This is a genomic window from Streptomyces sp. NPDC051104 (genome assembly GCF_040682835.1).
GTDB classification, from domain to species: domain Bacteria; phylum Actinomycetota; class Actinomycetes; order Streptomycetales; family Streptomycetaceae; genus Streptomyces; species Streptomyces cynarae.
In genome coordinates this window covers 937,923-957,665 of sequence record NZ_JBFBBS010000001.1, presented here as the reverse complement: position 1 = coordinate 957,665, position 19,743 = coordinate 937,923, and the positions used below count along the sequence as shown (strand labels likewise).

Annotated in this window: 15 protein-coding genes and 2 pseudogenes; 13 read left to right on the top strand and 4 right to left on the bottom strand. The window is 69.8% G+C overall.

Translation table 11 applies throughout. From position 1 onward, the window contains the following. Window positions 1-19: 19 nt before the first annotated feature. The 3 genes from kdpA to AB0N14_RS04625 are packed head-to-tail and all read left to right on the top strand — an operon-like array spanning window position 20 to window position 4,524. Window positions 20-1,699: a potassium-transporting ATPase subunit KdpA gene (gene kdpA, locus AB0N14_RS04635; protein WP_366024260.1), complete on the top strand. Its 1,680-nt coding sequence runs from the start codon at window positions 20-22 to the stop codon at window positions 1,697-1,699. Then, window positions 1,696-3,834, top strand: a complete 2,139-nt coding sequence (kdpB, locus tag AB0N14_RS04630; RefSeq protein ID WP_366024209.1) for a potassium-transporting ATPase subunit KdpB — start codon at window positions 1,696-1,698, stop codon at window positions 3,832-3,834. Before kdpA ends, kdpB begins: the two co-directional genes overlap by 4 nt. Window positions 3,835-3,855: 21 nt before the next feature. Continuing rightward, complete coding sequence (locus AB0N14_RS04625; protein ID WP_366024208.1) at window positions 3,856-4,524, top strand: potassium-transporting ATPase subunit C; 669 nt, start codon at window positions 3,856-3,858, stop codon at window positions 4,522-4,524. Between the two features lie 63 nt (window positions 4,525-4,587). Here AB0N14_RS04625 and AB0N14_RS04620 read toward each other — a convergent pair. Beyond that, window positions 4,588-5,223 (bottom strand): annotated as a pseudogene (locus AB0N14_RS04620) (DUF4097 family beta strand repeat-containing protein). Between the two features lie 235 nt (window positions 5,224-5,458). On the opposite strand from AB0N14_RS04620, the gene AB0N14_RS04615 reads away from it, so the two are divergent. Beyond that, window positions 5,459-6,199 carry a helix-turn-helix domain-containing protein gene (locus AB0N14_RS04615; RefSeq protein WP_366024207.1) on the top strand — a complete coding sequence of 247 codons (741 nt, stop codon included), beginning with the start codon at window positions 5,459-5,461 and terminating at the stop codon, window positions 6,197-6,199. A gap of 98 nt (window positions 6,200-6,297) precedes the next feature. Here AB0N14_RS04615 and AB0N14_RS04610 read toward each other — a convergent pair whose 3' ends face one another. Then, entirely contained in the window at window positions 6,298-6,978 is a 681-nt protein-coding gene (locus AB0N14_RS04610) for a hypothetical protein (RefSeq protein WP_200418704.1), read from the bottom strand. Between the two features lie 139 nt (window positions 6,979-7,117). Between AB0N14_RS04610 and hemL the strand changes: the two genes are divergently transcribed. The 9 genes from hemL (at window position 7,118) to AB0N14_RS04565 (ending at window position 15,757) form a co-directional block, all read left to right on the top strand. Next, entirely contained in the window at window positions 7,118-8,437 is a 1,320-nt protein-coding gene (hemL, locus tag AB0N14_RS04605; RefSeq protein ID WP_366024206.1) for a glutamate-1-semialdehyde 2,1-aminomutase, read from the top strand. Next, window positions 8,434-9,123, top strand: coding sequence for a histidine phosphatase family protein (locus AB0N14_RS04600; RefSeq protein ID WP_366024205.1), 690 nt, complete (start codon window positions 8,434-8,436; stop codon window positions 9,121-9,123). The genes hemL and AB0N14_RS04600 overlap by 4 nt, the downstream gene beginning before the upstream one ends. A gap of 277 nt (window positions 9,124-9,400) precedes the next feature. Further along, window positions 9,401-10,708, top strand: coding sequence for a hypothetical protein (locus AB0N14_RS04595; RefSeq protein ID WP_366024204.1), 1,308 nt, complete (start codon window positions 9,401-9,403; stop codon window positions 10,706-10,708). Between the two features lie 67 nt (window positions 10,709-10,775). Continuing rightward, window positions 10,776-11,411: a TlpA disulfide reductase family protein gene (locus AB0N14_RS04590; protein WP_366024203.1), complete on the top strand. Its 636-nt coding sequence runs from the start codon at window positions 10,776-10,778 to the stop codon at window positions 11,409-11,411. Window positions 11,412-11,414: 3 nt separating this feature from the next. Continuing rightward, window positions 11,415-12,185: a cytochrome c biogenesis protein CcdA gene (locus tag AB0N14_RS04585; RefSeq protein WP_366024202.1), complete on the top strand. Its 771-nt coding sequence runs from the start codon at window positions 11,415-11,417 to the stop codon at window positions 12,183-12,185. A 3-nt stretch (window positions 12,186-12,188) separates the two neighbouring features. Further along, entirely contained in the window at window positions 12,189-14,045 is a 1,857-nt protein-coding gene (locus tag AB0N14_RS04580; RefSeq protein ID WP_366024201.1) for a cytochrome c biogenesis protein ResB, read from the top strand. Continuing rightward, window positions 14,042-15,124 (top strand): c-type cytochrome biogenesis protein CcsB, encoded by a 1,083-nt coding sequence (gene ccsB / locus AB0N14_RS04575; RefSeq protein ID WP_366024200.1) that lies wholly within the window; start codon window positions 14,042-14,044, stop codon window positions 15,122-15,124. Before AB0N14_RS04580 ends, ccsB begins: the two co-directional genes overlap by 4 nt. A gap of 40 nt (window positions 15,125-15,164) precedes the next feature. Beyond that, window positions 15,165-15,299 (top strand): hypothetical protein, encoded by a 135-nt coding sequence (locus AB0N14_RS04570; RefSeq protein WP_366024199.1) that lies wholly within the window; start codon window positions 15,165-15,167, stop codon window positions 15,297-15,299. A gap of 38 nt (window positions 15,300-15,337) precedes the next feature. Next, a complete protein-coding gene (locus tag AB0N14_RS04565) occupies window positions 15,338-15,757 on the top strand; it encodes an SRPBCC domain-containing protein (protein WP_366024198.1) in 420 nt (139 codons plus the stop codon). Window positions 15,758-15,925: 168 nt separating this feature from the next. On the opposite strand, the pseudogene AB0N14_RS04560 reads toward AB0N14_RS04565, so the two are convergent. Beyond that, window positions 15,926-17,468 (bottom strand): annotated as a pseudogene (locus AB0N14_RS04560) (hypothetical protein). Window positions 17,469-17,598: 130 nt separating this feature from the next. Continuing rightward, window positions 17,599-19,710 carry a hypothetical protein gene (locus AB0N14_RS04555; protein ID WP_366024197.1) on the bottom strand — a complete coding sequence of 704 codons (2,112 nt, stop codon included), beginning with the start codon at window positions 19,708-19,710 and terminating at the stop codon, window positions 17,599-17,601. Window positions 19,711-19,743 lie beyond the last annotated feature (33 nt).

Sequence of the window (19,743 nt, the reverse complement as noted above, 5' to 3'; positions counted from 1 at the left end):
TGCCACCGCAACGGGCGACATGGGCCCCGTCCTTGCCGGCTTTCTCCAACTGCTCGCTCTGATGGGCGCTCTGGCGCTCGCCTACGTTCCCCTTGGCACCTACATGGCGAGGGTCTTCTCCTCCGACAAGCACCTGCGCGTCGAGAGGTGGATCTACAAGGGCATCGGCGCCGACCCCGACGCGGAGATGCGCTGGCCCGCGTACCTGCGCGGTGTCCTCGCCTTCTCCGCGGTCGGTGTCCTCTTCCTGTACCTGCTGCAGCGGATCCAGGGCGTCCTGCCGCACTCGCTGGGCTTCAAGTCGATCGACCCGGCGCAGGCGTTCAACACGGCGGCGTCCTTCGTGACCAACACCGACTGGCAGTCGTACTACGGCGAGCAGGCCATGGGCCACGTCGTGCAGACCGCCGGGCTGGCCGTGCAGAACTTCGTGTCGGCCGCGGTGGGTATCGCGGTGGCAGTGGCGCTGGTGCGCGGCTTCGCCCGGTCCCGTACCGGTGAGCTGGGCAACTTCTGGGCCGACCTGGTGCGCGGCACGATCCGCATCCTGCTGCCGGGCGCGGCGATCGCCGCCGTCGTGCTGGTGGCGTGCGGTGCGATCCAGAACTTCTCCGGCATCCACGAGGTCGGGCAATTTTTCAATGGGCACGGCATGGGCGGCTCGCAGCAGTGGAACGGCGGTGCGGTCGCCTCGCAGGAGGCCATCAAGGAGTTGGGCACCAACGGCGGCGGCTATTTCAACGCCAACAGCGCCCACCCCTTCGAGAACCCGACCCCGTTCACCAACCTGTTCGAGATCTTCCTGCTGCTGGTGATCCCCTTCTCGCTGACGCGCACGTTCGGCGTGATGGTCGGCTCGGTCAAGCAGGGCTACGCGATCCTCGCGACGATGGCCACCATCTGGGTCGGCTTCGTCGTCCTGATGATGTGGACGGAGTTCGCCCACCACGGCCCGGCCCTGCAGCTCGCGGGCGGTGCGATGGAGGGCAAGGAGGTCCGCTTCGGGGTGGGCTCCTCGTCGATCTTCGCGGTGTCGACCACGCTCACCTCGACCGGTGCGGTGGACTCCTTCCACTCCTCCTTCACCGGCCTCGGCGGCGGCATCGCCATGCTCGGCATGATGCTGGGCGAGATCGCGCCCGGCGGTACGGGCTCCGGCCTCTACGGCATCCTGGTCATGGCCGTGATCGCGGTGTTCATCGCGGGGCTCATGGTCGGCCGCACGCCCGAGTACCTGGGCAAGAAGATCGGCTCCCGCGAGATCAAGCTGGCGGCGATCTACATCCTGGTCACCCCGGCGCTGGTGCTGGTCTTCACCGCCGTCTCGACGGTGCTGCCGACCCCGCCGCACTCGATGGTCAACCCGGGCGCGCACGGGTTCTCCGAGGTGCTGTACGCCTTCACGTCCGCGTCGAACAACAACGGCTCGGCCTTCGCCGGCCTGAACGCGAACACGGACTGGTTCAACACCATGACGGGGCTGGCGATGCTGCTCGGCCGCTTCCTGCCCATCGTGTTCGTCCTCGCCCTGGCCGGCTCGCTCGGCGAGCAGAAGCCGGTCCCGGTCACCGCGGGCACCCTGAGCACCGAAAAGCCGCTGTTCACCGGCCTGCTCGTGGGCGCGATCCTGATCATCACCGGTCTGACCTACTTCCCGGCCCTCGCGTTGGGCCCGCTCGCCGAAGGGCTGGCGTCATGACCACCGACACCCAGAAGCACGAGGGCTCCATGTCCACAGCGACACCCACCAGGGCGCCGCACAGCGACGTCACCACCGGGCACAAGCCCGCCGAGGGCCGTGTCGGCGCGGGCCTGTTCGACCCCAAGCAGCTGCTCGAGTCGTTGCCGGACGCCTTCCGCAAGCTCGACCCGCGGGTGATGGTCAAGTCTCCTGTGATGTTCGTGGTGTGGATCGGCTCCGTCCTGACGACCGTCTTCTCCTTCAAGGACCCGGGGGACTGGTTCGGCTGGGCGATCAGCGCCTGGCTGTGGCTGACCGTCGTCTTCGCCAACCTCGCGGAGGCGGTCGCCGAGGGCCGCGGCAAGGCCCAGGCGGACACGCTGCGCAAAGCCAAGACCGACACGGTCGCCCGCCGGCTGCAGGCCGACGGCACGACGGAGGAGCGGGTCCCCGGCATCGACCTGAAGATCGGTGACCTGGTGGTGTGCGAGGCGGGCGACATCATCCCCGGCGACGGTGACGTCGTCGAGGGCGTTGCGAGCGTCGACGAGTCGGCCATCACCGGCGAGTCCGCTCCGGTCATCCGCGAGTCCGGCGGCGACCGCTCCGCGGTCACCGGCGGAACGAAGGTCCTCTCCGACCGCATCGTCATCAAGATCACTACGAAGCCGGGCGAGACCTTCATCGATCGCATGATCAACCTGGTCGAGGGGGCGGCCCGCCAGAAGACGCCCAACGAGATCGCACTGAACATCCTGCTGGCCTCGCTGACGATCGTCTTCCTCCTCGCATGCGCCACGCTGCCGCCCTTCGCGAACTACGCGGGCACACACCTGACGCTGGTCGTCCTGGTGGCGCTCCTCGTCTGTCTCATCCCGACCACCATCGGCGCGCTGCTCTCCGCGATCGGCATCGCCGGCATGGATCGCCTGGTCCAGCGCAACGTCCTCGCCATGTCCGGACGAGCGGTTGAGGCCGCCGGCGACGTCTCCACGCTGCTGCTCGACAAGACCGGCACCATCACCCTCGGCAACCGTCAGGCGTCCGAGTTCGTACCGGTGCGTGGCACCGCCGAGGCCGAGGTCGCCGATGCCGCCCAGCTCTCCTCGTCGGCCGACGAGACGCCGGAGGGCCGCTCGATCGTCGTCCTGGCGAAGGAGAAGTACGGCCTGCGCGAACGCCACCTGGGTCAACCGGCCGGTGCCGAGTGGATCGCCTTCACCGCCCAGACCCGCATGTCCGGTGTGGACGTCGACGGCAGGAAGATCCGCAAGGGCGCGGCCGGTTCGATCATCGCGTGGGTCGAGGAGCAGGGCGGCACCGTCGCCGGTGACGCGGGCGAGATCACCAACCGGATCTCCGAGGCGGGCGGCACGCCGCTGCTCGTCGCCGTGCACGACGACAGGGGCGCGCGCGTGCTGGGGGTCATCCACCTCAAGGACGTCGTCAAGGAGGGCATGCGGGAACGGTTCGACGAACTGCGCCGCATGGGCATCAGGACCGTCATGATCACCGGCGACAACCCACTGACCGCCAAGGCCATCGCCGAGGAGGCGGGTGTCGACGACTTCCTCGCCGAGGCCACCCCCGAGGACAAGATGGCCCTCATCAAGCGGGAGCAGGCGGGCGGCAGGCTGGTCGCGATGACCGGCGACGGCACGAACGACGCGCCCGCCCTGGCGCAGGCGGATGTCGGCGTGGCCATGAACACCGGGACGTCGGCCGCCAAGGAGGCCGGCAACATGGTCGACCTCGACTCCAACCCGACCAAGCTCATCGAGATCGTCGAGATCGGCAAACAGCTCCTGATCACTCGCGGTGCGTTGACGACGTTCTCCATCGCCAACGACGTCGCGAAGTACTTCGCGATCATCCCGGCGCTGTTCGCGGCGGTCTACCCGGGCCTGGACAAGCTGAACATCATGCGCCTGGCCTCGCCGGACTCCGCGATCCTGTCCGCGGTGATCTTCAACGCGCTGATCATCATCGCCCTGGTGCCGCTCGCCCTGAAGGGCGTGCGCTACCGGCCCATGAGCGCGGACAGGATGCTGCGCCGCAACCTCGGCATCTACGGCATCGGCGGCCTGATCGCCCCCTTCATCGGCATCAAGATCATCGACATGCTCATCTCCCTCATCCCCGGGCTGCACTGAACCGAAAGCGTGCTGATCGTCATGAACAACTCGGTCACGAACACCGCCCGGTTGCTCGGGGCGGGCCTGCGCGCCCTTCTCGCGCTGACCCTGGTGACGGGCGTCATCTACCCGCTGGTGATCACCGGGATCGCCCAAGGCCTGTTCCCTGGCAAGGCGAACGGCTCGGAGATCAAGGCGGACGGCAGGGTCGTCGGCTCCTCCCTGATCGGGCAGTCGTACGACCTGCCGCTGCAGAAGGGACAGCAGACCCCCGAGCCCGACCTGAAGTGGTTCCAGGGCCGCCCGGCGAACGGGCTCGGCACCAACAGCGTCAACACCCAGTACAAGCTGATCCTGTCCGGCGCCACCAACCTCGCGGCCGACAACGAGGTGCTCGTCCAGCAGGTGAAGGCGGCCCAGGCCGCGGTCATCAGGGACAACTCGGTGCCCGACTACACGGTCAAGCCTTCCGGCATCCCCGCCGACGCGGTGACCTCCTCCGGCTCGGGCCTGGACCCGGACATCTCCCCGCAGTACGCCGAGCTCCAGGTCCACCGGGTCGCCGAGAGGAACGGCCTGTCGGTCGCCCAGGTGGAGAAGCTGGTCGAGGACCACACGCAGGGGCGCACCCTCGGTTTCATGGGCGAGCCCCGCGTGAACGTCCTCGAGCTCAACATCGCGCTCAAGGAGCTTGTGGGCGGGCACTGACGGCGACCTGACCGGGCTGAGCAGGTCTCGTCCGGGCCCTCCGGAAGGTCATGAGGGTGCTTCTCAGAGGCTGCGGGCGGCGATGTCGCCGTAGGCGGTGGTCGCGTGGATGTTCAGGCCGGCGGCGCCGCCCTCGGTGTTCTTGAGCGTGTTGCGGATCCGGCCGTAGGCGGTGCCGGCGTCCAGGGAGGCGGAGACTCCGTGGGCGGCGCCGACCGAGATCTCGCCGTGCTCGGTGCGCAGCGTGACCGTGCCGCGCACGGCCTCGGCGATCCGGATGTCGCCCTTTTGAGTGCTGATCTCCGCGGGGCCACCCAGGCGGCCGACGGAGACCTCACCGGCGAGGACGGTGAGCCGGGCGCCCGCGGCCTCGTCGATCTCGACCGTGGCCTGCCGGCCCTCGAAGGCCACGTCGCCGAGCCGTCCGACGCTCCGGAATTCGGCGCCGGCCGACTTCGCCTCGACGCGGGAGCCGGGCGGGCAGCTGGATGGTCACCTCGAGGGCTCCGGAAGCGCCGAGGATCTGGTTCCTCGCCGCCGGGGCCTCGATCCGCAGGACGCCGTCGTCGTATGCGACCTTGGTCTGCTCCGCCGCCTTCACGTCGCGGCTCTTGGAGGCGTCCGCGGGCAGGACTTCGACCGCGGTGTCGGCCCGTCGAGGACGGCGGTCACCGGGGTGGGGGTGTCGAACTTCTGCATCGTGCGCTCCTTCGACTCGTTATTTCTTATAATGGAAACGCTACGTTGCATTCATTAAAATGGCCACAGGTTTGTTGCGCGATGCGAGGCATCGGCACACTGTAAATGCCTGAGATTCATTGCGATGGCCTCAAGGGTAATGCAACAGCACTCACCTTGTTCGTTGCAATGAATGGGGGCTGAACGCTACACTGGAGAACACCGGGCGCCGACGAAGACCGCGAAGGAGACCGCGATGCCGGGAGGCAGGCTCACCCAGCAGGAACGCCGGCAGATCGCGCTGGGCCTGGCCGACGGGCTCGCCTACGCGGAGATCGCCAGACGCCTGGACCGCCCCACCTCGACGATCACGCGTGAGGTGATGCGCAACGGCGGCCCCACCGCCTACCGCGCCGACCTCGCCCACCGCGCCGCCGAACGCCGCGCCCATCGGCGCAGGCAGGCCGCGCCCCGCGGGTCGCAAGGGCCCGAGCGGGCCCACGGATTCGACGCCGAGGCCGTGCGTGAGTACGAGGAGGTGTTCACCACCGGCCTCATGCAATCGGGCATGCCCAAGATGATGGCCCGGGTGATGGCGTGCCTCTGCATCAGCGACACGGGCAGCCTCACCGCGGCCGAACTCGTCCAGCGCCTCCAGGTCAGCCCGGCGTCCGTCTCCAAGGCGATCGCGTACCTCGAGAGCCAGGACCTCGTCCGCCGGGAACGCGACGAACGCCGCCGTGAGCGCTACGTCGTCGACGACGACGTCTGGTACCAGTCCACGATGGCCAGCGCCCGCGGCACCGCCCAGATCGCCGAAACCGCACGACAGGGCGTCGGCGTCCTGGGCCCCGGAACCCCGGCCGCCGCCCGCCTCGAGAACATCGCCCGCTTCGTCGACTTCGTCTCCGAGAGCATCACCCGCGCCGCGGACCAGGCCCGCGAAGTCCTCCGCACGAAACCCGAATCGACGACGGGGACGACGAGGACCTCATGACGTTCCAGCGAGCACTTGGACCGACGGCTACTGGCGCGGCCCCGTTCGAACGACGAGGGGGGGCCAGAAACCCCGCCCGAACGACGCGAAACCCTGGATCACGGCCACACCAGGCAATAAGGCTGATGCCCCGCCTCATGCAACCGGTGCGAGAAGTCCTGCCACTCGTGCAGCAACTGGTACACGTTGAACGCGTCCCGCGGGCCGCCCCGGTCCGGCACCGTCGACCAGATGAAGGCCGCCGCGCCGACCTGTTCCTCGCCGATGCCGCGCAGCGGGTCCACGACCGTCATGGGGAGTTTGACGACCGCGTAGTCGGGGTGCAGGACCACCAGTTCCAGCGGTGGGACCTTGTGGAGCGGGACGCCCTCGATGCCCGTGAGCACCATCGCCGCCATCGTCTCCGGCTTGATCTTGGTGAACATGCCGCCCATGCCGAGCTCGTCGCCGCCGAGCTCCTCGGGACGCATCGAGATCGGGACACGGGCGGCCGTGGCACCATCCGGCGCGCCGAAGTACTTGTACGTCACCCCCACCCGACCACCATTCCCGCTTCCTGCCCCGAGCCGATCCCGCCTACGGTTCACATGGTCCATGCCATCCATACGCGTCAGCCGGTCGATTCGCTCAGGACCGCCGGGACCGACAGGACCACCCTGTGAACCCTGCGTCTGACGTGTCTCGCTCGTTTCCTCCGCGTCGCGCCGGTGCCTTCCCCGCCGGGCACGCCGAGGACCCAGGTCATCGGTCCCCTCGCCCAGTCCGCCACCGCGATGCATATCTCCACCCGACTGCTTTTCTAGGACGCGTGGCACCCGCCGCGCAACCCGATCATCGTGTCAGTGACCTCCCCCGCGGCCGCCCGCCGAAACGTGCGTTCAACCACCTGTCGGCAGGATCGTCGAGGCCTCTGACACCATGGCTAGTGTGAGCTATCCGTACGAAGCCCCAGTTTCGCAGACTCTTTTCGAGCGCGCGGCGGTCGTCACGCCCGGCGGCGTGAACTCTCCGGTGCGCGCCTTCCGCGCCGTGGGCGGTACGCCCCGGTTCATGGTGTCCGGTAATGGTCCGTATTTGACTGACGCCGATGGACGCGAATATGTCGATCTCGTGTGTTCCTGGGGGCCGATGATCCTCGGGCACTCCCACCCGGACGTGATCGCCGCGGTCCAGGAGGCCGTCGCCCGCGGTACCTCCTTCGGTACGCCCGGTGAGGGCGAGGTCGCTCTCGCCGAGGAGATCGTCGCCCGGGTCGCGCCCGTCGAGCAGGTCCGGCTCGTCTCCAGCGGCACCGAGGCCACCATGTCCGCCATCCGGCTCGCCCGCGGGTTCACGCAGCGGTCGAAGGTGATCAAGTTCGCCGGTTGCTATCACGGGCACGTCGATTCGCTGCTGGCCGCCGCGGGCAGTGGTGTGGCCACCTTCGCGCTGCCCGACACCCCGGGTGTCACCGGCGCCCAGGCCGGCGACACCATCGTCCTGCCCTACAACGACCTCGAGGCCGTCCGCGCCGCCTTCGCCGCGCACCCCGGCGAGATCGCCTGCGTGATCACCGAGGCGTCCCCGGGGAACATGGGCGTCGTCCCGCCGCTGCCCGGGTTCAACCAGGGGCTCAAGGACCTGTGCCGGGACAACGGCGCCCTTTACATCTCCGACGAGGTCATGACCGGGTTCCGCACCAGCAGGGCCGGCTGGTACGGCATCGACGGGGTCGAGCCCGACCTGATGACCTTCGGCAAGGTCATGGGCGGCGGTTTCCCCGCTGCCGCGTTCGGTGGCCGCAAGGACGTCATGGCGCGCCTCGCGCCGGCCGGGCCCGTCTACCAGGCCGGCACCCTCTCCGGGAACCCGGTGGCCACCGCCGCCGGCCTCGCGCAGCTGAGGCTGCTCGACGACGCCGCGTACGACAAGGTCGACGCCGTCTCGGCCGAGATCCGTACGCTCGTCACGGAGGCGCTGAGCAAGGAGGGCGTGGCGCACCAGCTGCAGAACGCCTCCAACATGTTCTCCGTGTTCTTCACCGACCGGCCGGTGCGCGACTACGAGGATGCCAAGGCGCAGGAGTCCTTCCGGTTCACCGCTTTCTTCCACTCCCTCCTCTCCCAGGGCGTCTACCTGCCGCCCTCCTCGTTCGAGTCCTGGTTCGTCTCCACCGCGCACGACGAGCGGGCCATCCAGCGGATCGCCGACGCCCTTCCGGCGGCGGCCCGGGCAGCAGCGGAGGCAGCTGCGGCATGAGCGATATCACAGTCGTCCACCTGATGCGGCACGGCGAGGTCGCCAACCCGGACGGGATCCTGTACGGGAGACTGCCCGGCTACCACCTCTCCGAGCTCGGCCGGCAGATGGCCGAGCGGGTCGCCGAGCATCTGGCCTCCCGGGACATCACCCACGTCGTCTCCTCCCCGCTGGAGCGTGCGCAGGAGACGGCCACCCCGATCGCCAAGGCGCACGGTCTCGATCTGGCGACCGACGAGCGGCTCATCGAGGCCGAGAACGTGTTCCAGGGGAAGACCTTCGGGGTCGGCGACGGGGCGCTGCGGCGGCCCGAGAACTGGAAGCACCTGGTGAACCCGTTCAAGCCGTCCTGGGGCGAGCCGTACGTGGAGCAGGTCGTCCGGATGATGGCGGCGCTGAACGCCGCCAAGGACGCCGCGCGCGGGCACGAGGCCGTGTGCGTGAGCCACCAGCTGCCGATCTGGATCGTGCGCAGCTTCGTGGAGCGGCGGCGGCTGTGGCACGATCCGCGCAAGCGGCAGTGCACGCTCGCCTCCCTCACCACGTTCACGTACCAGGGCGACAAGATCGTGTCGGTGGGTTACACCGAGCCGGCCCGCGACCTGGTGCCACCGCATCTGCGCGCGGGCGCCAAGCCGGCGAAGGGGAAGTCCGCTCCCGGGAACAGCAAGGCGTTCGGGGCCTGAGAGCCTGTGTGACACAGGGTCTGACGGCGCGACACAACGCCTGTGCGACACAGGATCTGACGGCGGGACACGGGATCTGACTGCGGAAGAGGGGAAACGTTTCACGCCCTACAGCTGACGGCCCGGCGCACGCTTCGGCGCAAGACGTACCCAGTCCTGGTATCAGGCAGTATCTTCGTAAAATCCGCGACAGGTATGCGGTTTCAGCGGAACCTGCCTCTCCATCGCGCCCTCTCACTGTGCGACCACTGAGAGGGCGCTATGAGATGGGGACGGAATGCGGGACATCAGCCGACGGGGACTGATAGGACTCGGCGCGGGTGCGGCGGCCGCCATGGGACTCGCCGCGTGCGGTACCCAGCACGACGGTGCGAGTCCCGCCCACGGTTCCGGCAAGGGGGGATCCGACGGTTCCGGCGGTCCCAGCAACAGCCCCACGGCCACCGCGCGTCCGCTGGGTGACGGCTCCACCGCCGACACAGGCAAGCAGTCGTTCCAGCCGGACAAGCCGGTGCCGCTGGAGCCGGGCCAGACTCCTCCGCAGTTCGTGGTCTTCTCCTGGGACGGCGCCGGAGAGGTCGGCAACGGTCTCTTCCCGCGCTTCCTGGACCTCGCCAAGGAACACGGCGCGCACATGACGTTCTTCCTCTCCGGGCTCTACCTGCTGCCGGAGTCGAAGAAGCGCAAGTACCTGCCGCCGAACAACGCGCCGGGCGCCTCCGACATCGGCTACCTCAGCGACGAGCACATCAAGGCCACGCTGACCAACGTCCGCCGGGCCTGGCTCGAAGGCCACGAGATAGGCACCCACTTCAACGGCCACTTCTGTGGCGAAGCTCACGGCTCGGTCAAGTGGTGGACGCCCAAGCAGTGGCGCAGCGAGATCGACCAGGCCAAGGCCTTCGTCAAGGAGTGGAAGACCAACACCGGCTGGCACGACCTGCCGCCCCTGCCCTTCGACTACGACAAGGAGCTGGTCGGCGGCCGTACGCCCTGTCTGCTGGGCCAGGACAGGCTGCTGCCCACCGCCCGCGAGCTCGGCTGGCGCTACGACGCCTCCTCGCCCGGCGGCATCCAGGTGTGGCCGACGAAGCGACACGGGCTGTGGGATCTGCCGCTGCAGCAGGTGCCCTTCCCGGGGCGCAGCTTCGAGGTGCTGTCGATGGACTACAACATGATGGCCAACCAGTCGCAGAACTCCACCAAGGCGCCCGCCCACCACTACCCCGCCTGGCGTCAGCAGTCCGCCGGAGCGTACATAGCCGGATTCCAGCGTGCATATGAGACAAACCGGGCGCCGTTCTTCATAGGCAACCACTTCGAGCACTGGAACGGCGGCATCTACATGGACTCCGTCGAGGAGGCCCTCAAGCGCATCGCACGGGAGAAGGAGAAAGGCGCCGATGTGCGCATGGTCTCCTTCCGGCAGTTCGTCGACTGGCTCGACGTCCAGAAGCCCGAGGTGCTCGCCAAGCTGCGCACGCTCGGGGTCGGGCAGCGGCCGGTCGGCGGCTGGAAGGCGTTCCTCTCCAGCACCACCGGCACCGGCAAGAGCACCTCGGGGAGCCCCTCGAACCCCGCCTGAAATGCGGGTTTCCGCCCACAAGGGGGGGCGGGCAAGATCCCCGGAACGGACATGCGAAACTTTTCACATGAGTGCCGCCTGCCGCGCCCCCCAGCGCCTGAACCGCACCCGTAGCCGCAGCCGCCGACGCGCCGTCCTGGCCACCGCCGGGGCCGCCGTCGCGGCGCTCGTCCTGTCCGCCTGCGGATCCGGCGGCACCTCGGGGGGCTCCGGCAACACCAACTTCATCACCGGCAAGGACGGCATCGCGACCGTCGAGAAGGGCGAGCGGGCCGACGCCCCCGACCTGTCCGGCACCACCGTCGACGGCAAGAAGCTCGATGTCGCCGACTACAAGGGCAAGGTCGTCGTCATCAACGTCTGGGGCTCCTGGTGCCCGCCCTGCCGCGCCGAGGCGCCCAACTTCGTCAAGGTCGCAAAGGAGACGGCGAGCAAGGGCGTCCAGTTCGTCGGCATCAACACCCGCGACACCAGCACCGGTCCGGCCCGCGCCTTCGAGCAGCAGTACGGGGTCACGTACCCGAGCCTGTACGACCCGACCGGCAAGCTGATGCTCCGCTTCAAGAAGGGCACGCTCAACCCGCAGGCGATCCCGTCCACGCTGATCATCGACCGGGACGGGAAGATCGCCGCGCGCACACTGCAGGCCCTCACCGAGGACAAGCTGCGCGAGATGCTCGACCCGGTCGTCGCGGAGAAGTGACAAGTGAGTCCTCTGACCACGCTCGCCGCCGAGGGATACAACGGCACGGTGCTCAACGGAGCCCTGCTGGTCGCCCTCCCCGTCGCCCTGCTCGGCGGTCTCGTCTCCTTCTTCTCCCCGTGCGTTCTGCCGCTGGTGCCCGGCTATCTGTCGTATGTGACCGGGGTCACCGGCACCGACCTGGCCGAGGCCCGGCGCGGGCGGATGGTCGCGGGTGCCTCCCTGTTCGTGCTCGGCTTCACCGCCGTGTTCGTCTCCAGCGGGGCGCTGTTCGGGTTCTTCGGCTCGACGCTGCAGGAACACAAGGACGTTCTGTCCAAGGTGCTGGGCGTCTTCATGATCCTCATGGGTCTGTTCTTCATGGGGGCGATGCCCTGGTTCACCCAGCGGGAGTTCCGCTTCCACAAGCGGCCCGTGGCGGGTCTGGTCAGCGCACCCCTGCTGGGCGCGCTGTTCGGCATCGGCTGGACCCCGTGCATCGGCCCGACCCTGTCCTCGGTGCTGATGCTCTCCTCCGACCAGGGCAGCGCAGGCCGCGGCGCCCTCCTCACCGTCGCCTACTGCCTCGGCCTCGGCGTGCCCTTCGTGCTCGCCGCCGTCGCCTTCCGCAAGGCGCTCGGCGCGTTCGGCTGGGTCAAGCGGCACTACCAGTGGGTGATGCGCGTCGGCGGCGGCATGATGATCGCGACCGGGCTGCTGCTGGTCACCGGCGCCTGGGACGGCATCGTGGAGCAGATGCAGAGCTGGTCCGACGGCTTCACGGTGGGGGTCTGATCCATGAGCGACACACGGAGCACCGACGTGCACAGTGAAGAGGCCCCCGAGAACCTGGCGCAGGGCAGTGAGGCCGACCTCGCCGAGGCCGGTTCGCAACTGTCCACCGCCCCCGTCGAGACGGCCGTGCCCGGCTCCTTCGGCGGCTCCCGCGCCCCCGGAGCCAAGGGCTGGATCACCTGGACCGCGCGCGAGATCATCGGCTGGGCCCGCTGGTTCTGGCGGCAGCTGACCTCCATGCGGGTCGCGCTGATCCTGCTGTTCCTGCTCTCGCTCGCCGCGGTCCCCGGCTCGCTGATCCCGCAGACCGGCCAGAACGCGCTGAAGGTCCAGGACTTCAAGGACTCGCACAAGACGCTCGGCGAGATCTACGACAAGCTCGGGCTGTTCCACGTCTACAGCTCGGTGTGGTTCTCCGCGATCTACATCCTGCTGTTCATCTCGCTCATCGGGTGCATCGTGCCGCGCACCTGGCAGTTCACCGGCCAGCTCAGGGGCCGCCCGCCGGCCGCCCCCAAGCGGCTGACCCGGCTGCCCGCTTACGCGACCTGGCGCACCGACGCCGACCCCGAGCAGATCCGCGAGTTTGCGCTGGCGGTTCTGAAGCGCCGCCGCTTCCGCGCGCATGTCGCCGGGGACGCGGTGGCCGCCGAGAAGGGCTATGTGCGCGAGGCGGGCAACCTGGTCTTCCACATCGCTCTTGTCGTGATGCTGGTCGCCTTCGCCTGGGGCCAGCTGTACAAGACGGAGGGCAACAAGCTGATCGTCGAGGGCGACGGCTTCTCCAACACCCTCACCCAGTACGACGACTTCAAGTCCGGCAACCTCTTCAGCGACGACAACCTGGTGCCGTTCAGCTTCACCCTGAACAAGTTCACCGGCACCTACGAGCGCAACGGCCCCAACAAGGGCACGCCGCGCACCTACCAGGCGAACATCACCTACAGCGTGGGCGCCTACGGCAAGGACAAGAAGACCACCATCAAGGTCAACGAGCCGTTGGTGATCGGCGACGCCAAGGTGTACCTGGTCAGCCACGGCTACGCGCCCGTCGTCACCGTCCGCGACGGCAAGGGGAACGTCGTCTTCCATGACGCCGTGCCGCTGCTGCCGATCGACTCCAACGTGACCTCCCAGGGCGCCGTCAAGGTCCTCGACGGCTACAAGAACGCCCAGGGCCAGCCCGAGCAGCTCGGCTTCCCGGCGTTCTTCGTGCCGACCTTCGCGGGCGCCGGCCAGGGCACGATGTTCTCCCAGTTCCCGGCCCTCGACTACCCGGTGCTCGCGGTGTCCGCGTACCACGGCGACCTGGGCGTCAACGCGGGCATCCCGCAGAACGTGTACCAGCTGGACACCAAGGCAAGGGGCCTGAAGCCGTTCAAGGACGCCAAGGGCGACATCGCCAAGGCCCGTCTGCTGCCCGGCGAGACCATGAAGCTGCCGGGCGGGAACGGCTCGATCACCTTCGACAAGCAGATCAAGTCGTGGGCCGGCTTCCAGGTGGTGCAGCAGCCGGGCACCGGCTGGGCGCTCGGCGGCGCGATCGCCGCGATCTTCGGCCTGGCCGCCTCGCTGTTCATCCAGCGCCGCCGCGTGTGGGTGCGCGCGACGACCGGAGCCGACGGCGTCACCGTCGTGGAGATGGCGGGCCTCGGCCGCAGCGAGTCCGCGAAGGTGCCCGAGGAACTGGGCGACCTGGCCGCGCTCGTCCACGAGCAGGCACCCACGAAGACCGACGAGAGCGACGAGTCCGCCCAGAGCGACGAGGCCGCCGACGACACGACCCCCGACGCCGACCCCGAACAGGAGCCGGACGCCGCAACCCCCGTACCTGCCGCTGAAGGGGCTCAGAAAAAGTGACCCTCGCCACCGCCACCAACGAACACCTCGCGAACATCAGCAACACGCTGATCTACTCCGCGATGGCCGTCTACACCCTGGCCTTCTTCGCGTACATCGCCGAATGGCTCTTCGGCAGCCGCAGCAAGGTCGCCCGCACTGCCAACGCGCTCACCACCGAGGCCGGACGGAAGGCCGCCGGGCCCGCGGTCACGGTCAAAAAGGCCGGGGGCACCGCGGTCCTGGAGCGGCCCAAGGTCGTCACCCGGGCCGTGGCCGGCGCCCGTGACGTGCCGGACGGCCCCGGCGCCCACGGCGGTGACGAGCAGGGCGACCTCTACGGGCGCATCGCCATCTCCCTCACCGCGCTCGCCTTCCTCGTGGAGCTGGGCGGCGTGGTCGCCCGCGCGGTCTCCGTGGAGCGGGCGCCGTGGGGCAACATGTACGAGTTCAACATCACGTTCTCCACGGTCGCCGTCGGCGTCTACCTCACGCTGCTCGCGCTGAAGAAGAACGTGCGCTGGCTCGGCCTCTTCCTGACCACCACGGTCCTGCTCGACCTCGGCCTCGCCGTCACCGTCCTGTACACGGCGAGCGACCAGCTGGTCCCGGCCCTGCACTCGTACTGGCTGTACATCCACGTCTCCACCGCGATCGTCTGCGGCGCGTTCTTCTACGTCGGTGCGGTCGGCACGATCCTGTACCTCTTCAAGGACTCCTACGAGAACAAGCTGGCGAGCGGCGGCAAGCCCGGCACCTTCGCCACGTCCGTCCTGGAGCGGCTGCCGTCCTCGGCGTCCCTCGACAAGTTCTCCTACCGCGTGAACGCCGCCGTCTTCCCGCTGTGGACGTTCACGATCATCGCGGGCGCCATCTGGGCGGAGTCCGCCTGGGGCCGCTACTGGGGCTGGGACCCCAAGGAGACCTGGGCGTTCATCACCTGGGTCGCCTACGCCTGCTACCTGCACGCCCGCTCCACGGCCGGCTGGAAGGGCCGCAAGGCGGCGTACATCGCGCTCATCGCCTTCGGCTGCTGGCTGTTCAACTACTACGGCGTGAACATCTTCGTGGGCGGCAAGCACTCGTACGCGGGCGTGTAAGTCCGTTACCGCGAAGGCCGGTTCCTGTGACGCGGGTCACGTGAACCGGCCTTCGGCGTACGACGAGTACGGGCCGTGCGAGGATCCGGGCGTCGAGGTGGTCCAGGGCGTCAAGGACCGGGCCGGCCGTGAGGGTGTCGCGATCACGTCGACCACGCGGGGCCAGCGCCCGTAACACGTGCGGAACGCCCCCTAGGGAGCGACGCTGGTGTCATGACCGATCCCATCGAAGAGGGCACCGCCGAGCACCGGGGGGACGCGTACGTACGGCACTACCTGCTGCGCCTGCCCCGCCCCGTGGAGGACGTCTGGCCGGTGCTGGCCTCCGCCGCGGGCCTCGCGGAGTGGCTTGCCCCCGCCGAGCCGTTCGAACCACGGCTCGGCGGCGCGGTGGGCCTGCGGCTCCCGGACGGCCCGGCCGAGGGCCGGATCACGGCCTGGGACGTGGAACGGGTCGCCGAGTACACGGTGGCGGGCCGGGGCCGCATCCGCTTCCACCTGGAGCCGGGCCGCCCGACGGGGACGACGGTGCGGTTCACACACGAGAGCGGGGAGGACAGGGACCCGGGCTGGCGGGAACGGTTCGAACGCCTGCTGGGGTCCTTGGCCCAGGTCCTTGACGACGGTGGCTAGTGCCGCGGCAGGCAACGTTTTGCCCGTCAAGGAGCGGCGTCCGGTGCGTGCTCTGGGGGTACCCCCTGCTCGAAGAGCTTGGGGGTGGGGGTCCCCCTGCTCGAGCGAAGCCGAGAGCTTGGGGGAGTGCCGGGGGTCGCGACGGGGCGAACGTTGCCTGTTGCGGCACTAGGCAGGCGGCAGGCACTCCTTGGCCGGCGGACGGCCCTCGGGCCAGGCGATCCGTACGAACCGCGCACCCCCGTCCGGGGTGAGTTCCACGATCGGTACGGCCTTGTCGTACGGGTTCCCGTGCACGTCGAGGCAGACCCAACCGCTCGCCCCGTCCACCCGGTGCGAGCCCTTCATGAACGCCCACTCGTTCACCACGTCCGTCAGCGCAGGCACCACGTCGCCGGTCGGCGTGGCCTCCCGCATTCCCCTGCACCGCGAGCCGCATGGCGTCGTACGCGATGATCAGCTGCCCGTCGGCGAGATCCACCGGCCCGATCGGCCCCACCGGCTGCTTCGCGCCACGCGCGATCAGGCCGTCCAGCTCCTGTGCGTCCGCGGCGCTGCCACCCGTCCGCGCCGTCTCCTTCTTCCACGCGTCGGGATGCGCGAGCGCGGTGTAGCGCACGGACAGGTTCCGCGTGAGGGCCTTCCAGTCGAGGCGCTTGTCCCCGTTGAGGTACGAGCCCTCGTCGCCCGTGAGCACAGTGAGCCGGTGGTCCATGCAGCCCCGCGCGCCCAGCGCGTTGACGAACTGCCGCAGCTGGGTGTGGCGCCCGGCGAACAGGATCGTGTCCGTGGTCTTCGGGGTGTCGCACACCAGTTGGGTGATCTGCCGGAACTGGTTCGCGGTCGTGCCCTCCTGCGTTCGGTCCACGGGCGGGGTGAACGGCTGTGCCTGGTACGGCGATCCGGCCACCAGCTTCTCGAACGCGCTCTGCAGGGTGCCTGTGTAGGGGTCGCCCGGCTTGTCGTACACCAGCAGCGCCCTGCCCCCGGAGACCCGGGCGAAGGACGCGAGCGCACGGGCCGAGTCGCTGTTGGTGGGGGCGACACGGGCGAGCCCCGGGTAGGGGTCCTTGCCGCCGGCCCCGTTGGCGAGGCTGTCGGCGGTGATGGAGGAGCCGACGACCGGGATGCCGCGGTGGGTCAGCTCCTTGACGGCGGCACGGTTGTTGTCGGTGCTCAGCCCTATCCCGGTCACCGCCCGCAGCCGGTCGGCGCCCTGGGCCATCTGTGCCAGCCGGTCGACCACACGCGGCCAGTAGGACCCGTCCCGGCCGGTGTTGGCGAGCACCAGCCGGATCCGGGGGGTCTCCCCGGTCGCGTCGTGATTGGCCCGGTACTGGGCGAGATAGGCGCCCTGGAGTTCGTGCAGCGTGTCGTCGACACTGTCCGGGTCGCTCGCGGTGAACGGCTCGAAGAGCGCCACGGTGACATAACTGCCGGACTTCAGGCGATCGTTCTCCCGGTACACCGCCTCCACCACGTCGGCGAACCCACGCTGCCCGAAGTCGTACGCCGTTGTCGACACGCCCACACAGTCGCCGCCGTCGAGGCGGGCCACGCCCGGGGCGCAGGAGGGCTGCCGGCCGATGTAGGTGACGACGGCCCACGCGGTGCCGGCCACCAGCACGGCGGCGAGCAGCAGCGCCGCATACCGGCGGAAGCGGATCTCCCAGACGTCCTCGCGCAGCCAGGTCCACCAGCGTGCCGCCATCATCGCCCCCCGTTCTCGTACGGTCCGCACGGACCGCTCCGACCAGCCCGACCGCTCCGACCAGCTCGACCGCTCCGACCAGCCCGACCGCCCCGACCCCACGGACCGCACCGGTCCGCCGTCACGCCGGTCATCCCCGGTCCCCGTCCCCGTCCTGGTCGTCGCCGGGGATGCGCAGGGGCCGTCCGGCCAGCGCGTCCGTCGGCCAGTCCCGCGAGGCCCGCCACAGCAGGGCGGTGCCCGAGGGGCGCAGGTTCGACAGCTGCTCCAGTTCGAAGCGCAGCCGTTCGGCCACCTTCACATCGGGCAGCACCAGCGGATCGGTCAGCTGCCACACCGCGTGCAGCAGCCGCCGCACCCGCAGGTGCAGGACGGGGTCCACGCCCTGCGGCGGCCGCTGTTCGGCGTCCGTACGGCCGAGCGCGACCGCGGCCCGGTGGTCGTGGTCGTGGCCGCCGCCGAAGTCCCGGCCCTCGGGGTCGTGCGCGTGGTAGTAGGGCGCGGACGCGATGAAGACCAGCGCGGACAGCCAGCTGCCGACATCCGTGCCGGTGAAGGTGTCGCGCAGATGGGCCACCGCGAAGTCCGCCTTGCCGAGGGCGAGTTCGTGGTGCAGCCGGTAGCGGGCGGCATCCGCCCCGCCCTGCTCGCCGTAGTGGTCGACGAGCGCGCGGTGCGCCGCCTGCCACTGGGCGTGGCCCGCGTCGAGGTGGTGCAGCCGCAGCAGGAGCAGCGCGCGCAGGAACGGGTCCCCGACGAACTGTCCCGGCGCGCTCGGCGAGCCCTCCGCGGCGAGCCGTTCCTCCAGTCCGAGCACCCCGGCCGCGCCGAAGTCGTCCGGGAGGCGGCCCCGGGCGAGCGCCAGCGCGGACGGGCGGTCGTGGGCGGCGGCGAGCACGGTCAGCTCGTCGAGCCGGCCGCCCGGCACCAGCCGGTCCAGCAGCTCCTGGTAGGCGGGGCGGCCGTCATGGTCGTCGTGGACGGTGACGTCCCCGGTGAGCAGGGCGCCGAGGGACGCGGCCCCGCGCGGCAGGTTCTGCCGGGCCGACTCGGCGAGCAGGGTGATGCCGAGCGGGCTGCCGCCGGTGAGCCGGTGCGTGGCGTGCGGAAGCTGGGGCGGTACGTCGACGCCCCGGCAGACGGCGCCCACGATGTGCAGGGTGTCGTCGGGCTTGAGCGGTGGCAGCGACACGAGCAGCGCCCGGGAGGACGGGGAGGCGCCGGGCTCCCAGCCTGTGGTGCGGGCGACCTCGGTCAGGCTGCGGCGGGCCGCGTTGCGCAGCGCCGGGTGGCTGTAGCCGCGCAGAGCCGAGAAGAAGACGACCTGGTCGCGGATGCCGTCCGCGCGGTCACGCAGGACGCACTCCAGCAGGCCGCGTCCGGCGGGCTCCTGCACGTTGTCGATGAGGATCACCGGGCGGCCGACGCGGCGGGAGCGCTGCACCACACCGGCGTACGCGTCGTCGAGGTCGGCCAGCAGGGCCCGCACGAGATGGCGCTCGGCGTGGGTGCGGGAGTCGCCGCCGGCCCGGAAGTGCCCGGACAGCAGGATGAGCCCCAGCTTGGGGTTGCCGCCCGCGTTCGGGTAGTCGCGGTACCAGGTGGCCGCCCTGCGCAGCCGGCGGTGGGTGGGGGAGACGCCCTCGCTGAAGGACTCCAGGGTCGCCTCGATGATCGGCTCGACGACGGGCCCGGTGTTCGACATGGACGCGATCAGCTTGGCGACCACCTTGCTCACCCAGCGGCCCGCGAAGCCGTCGAGGAAGGACCGGGAGTCGTTCAGCAGGAGGATCCGCTCGGCCTCCTGCCGGATGCGCGGTACGTCCCGGTCGCCCCAGCCGCCCGCCGCGACCGCGAGCAGCCCGGAGGCGAGCCGCGGGAACCCGATCCGCCGGGCGCCCGTGACGGGCTCGGCGAGCTGCTCGGCGACGGTGGTCAGCGCCTGCGCGACCGGCGACCAGACCTCGCCGGGCCGCTCCGGCGGCGGACCGGCGAACTGTGGCTCCTCACCGTCGATGAGCGCGACGGGCGTGTGCCCCTGGTAGGCGGTGCGCACCTCGTCGAGCAGTGCGCTCTTGCCGAGTCCGCGCCCGCCCGCGAACACCACGAACGGCAGGTCGCCGTCGTGCTCGTACGGGCAGGAGCGGAGCTGGTGGGGTCGCAGACCGACGAGCCGCGAGGCGAGCCCGGGCGGCTCGGTGTCGAACAGAGGCTCCCGGCCGTGCAGCCGTCTGTCGTCCACCGCATCTCCCCCCGGCGCGGTCCGCTTCGATGT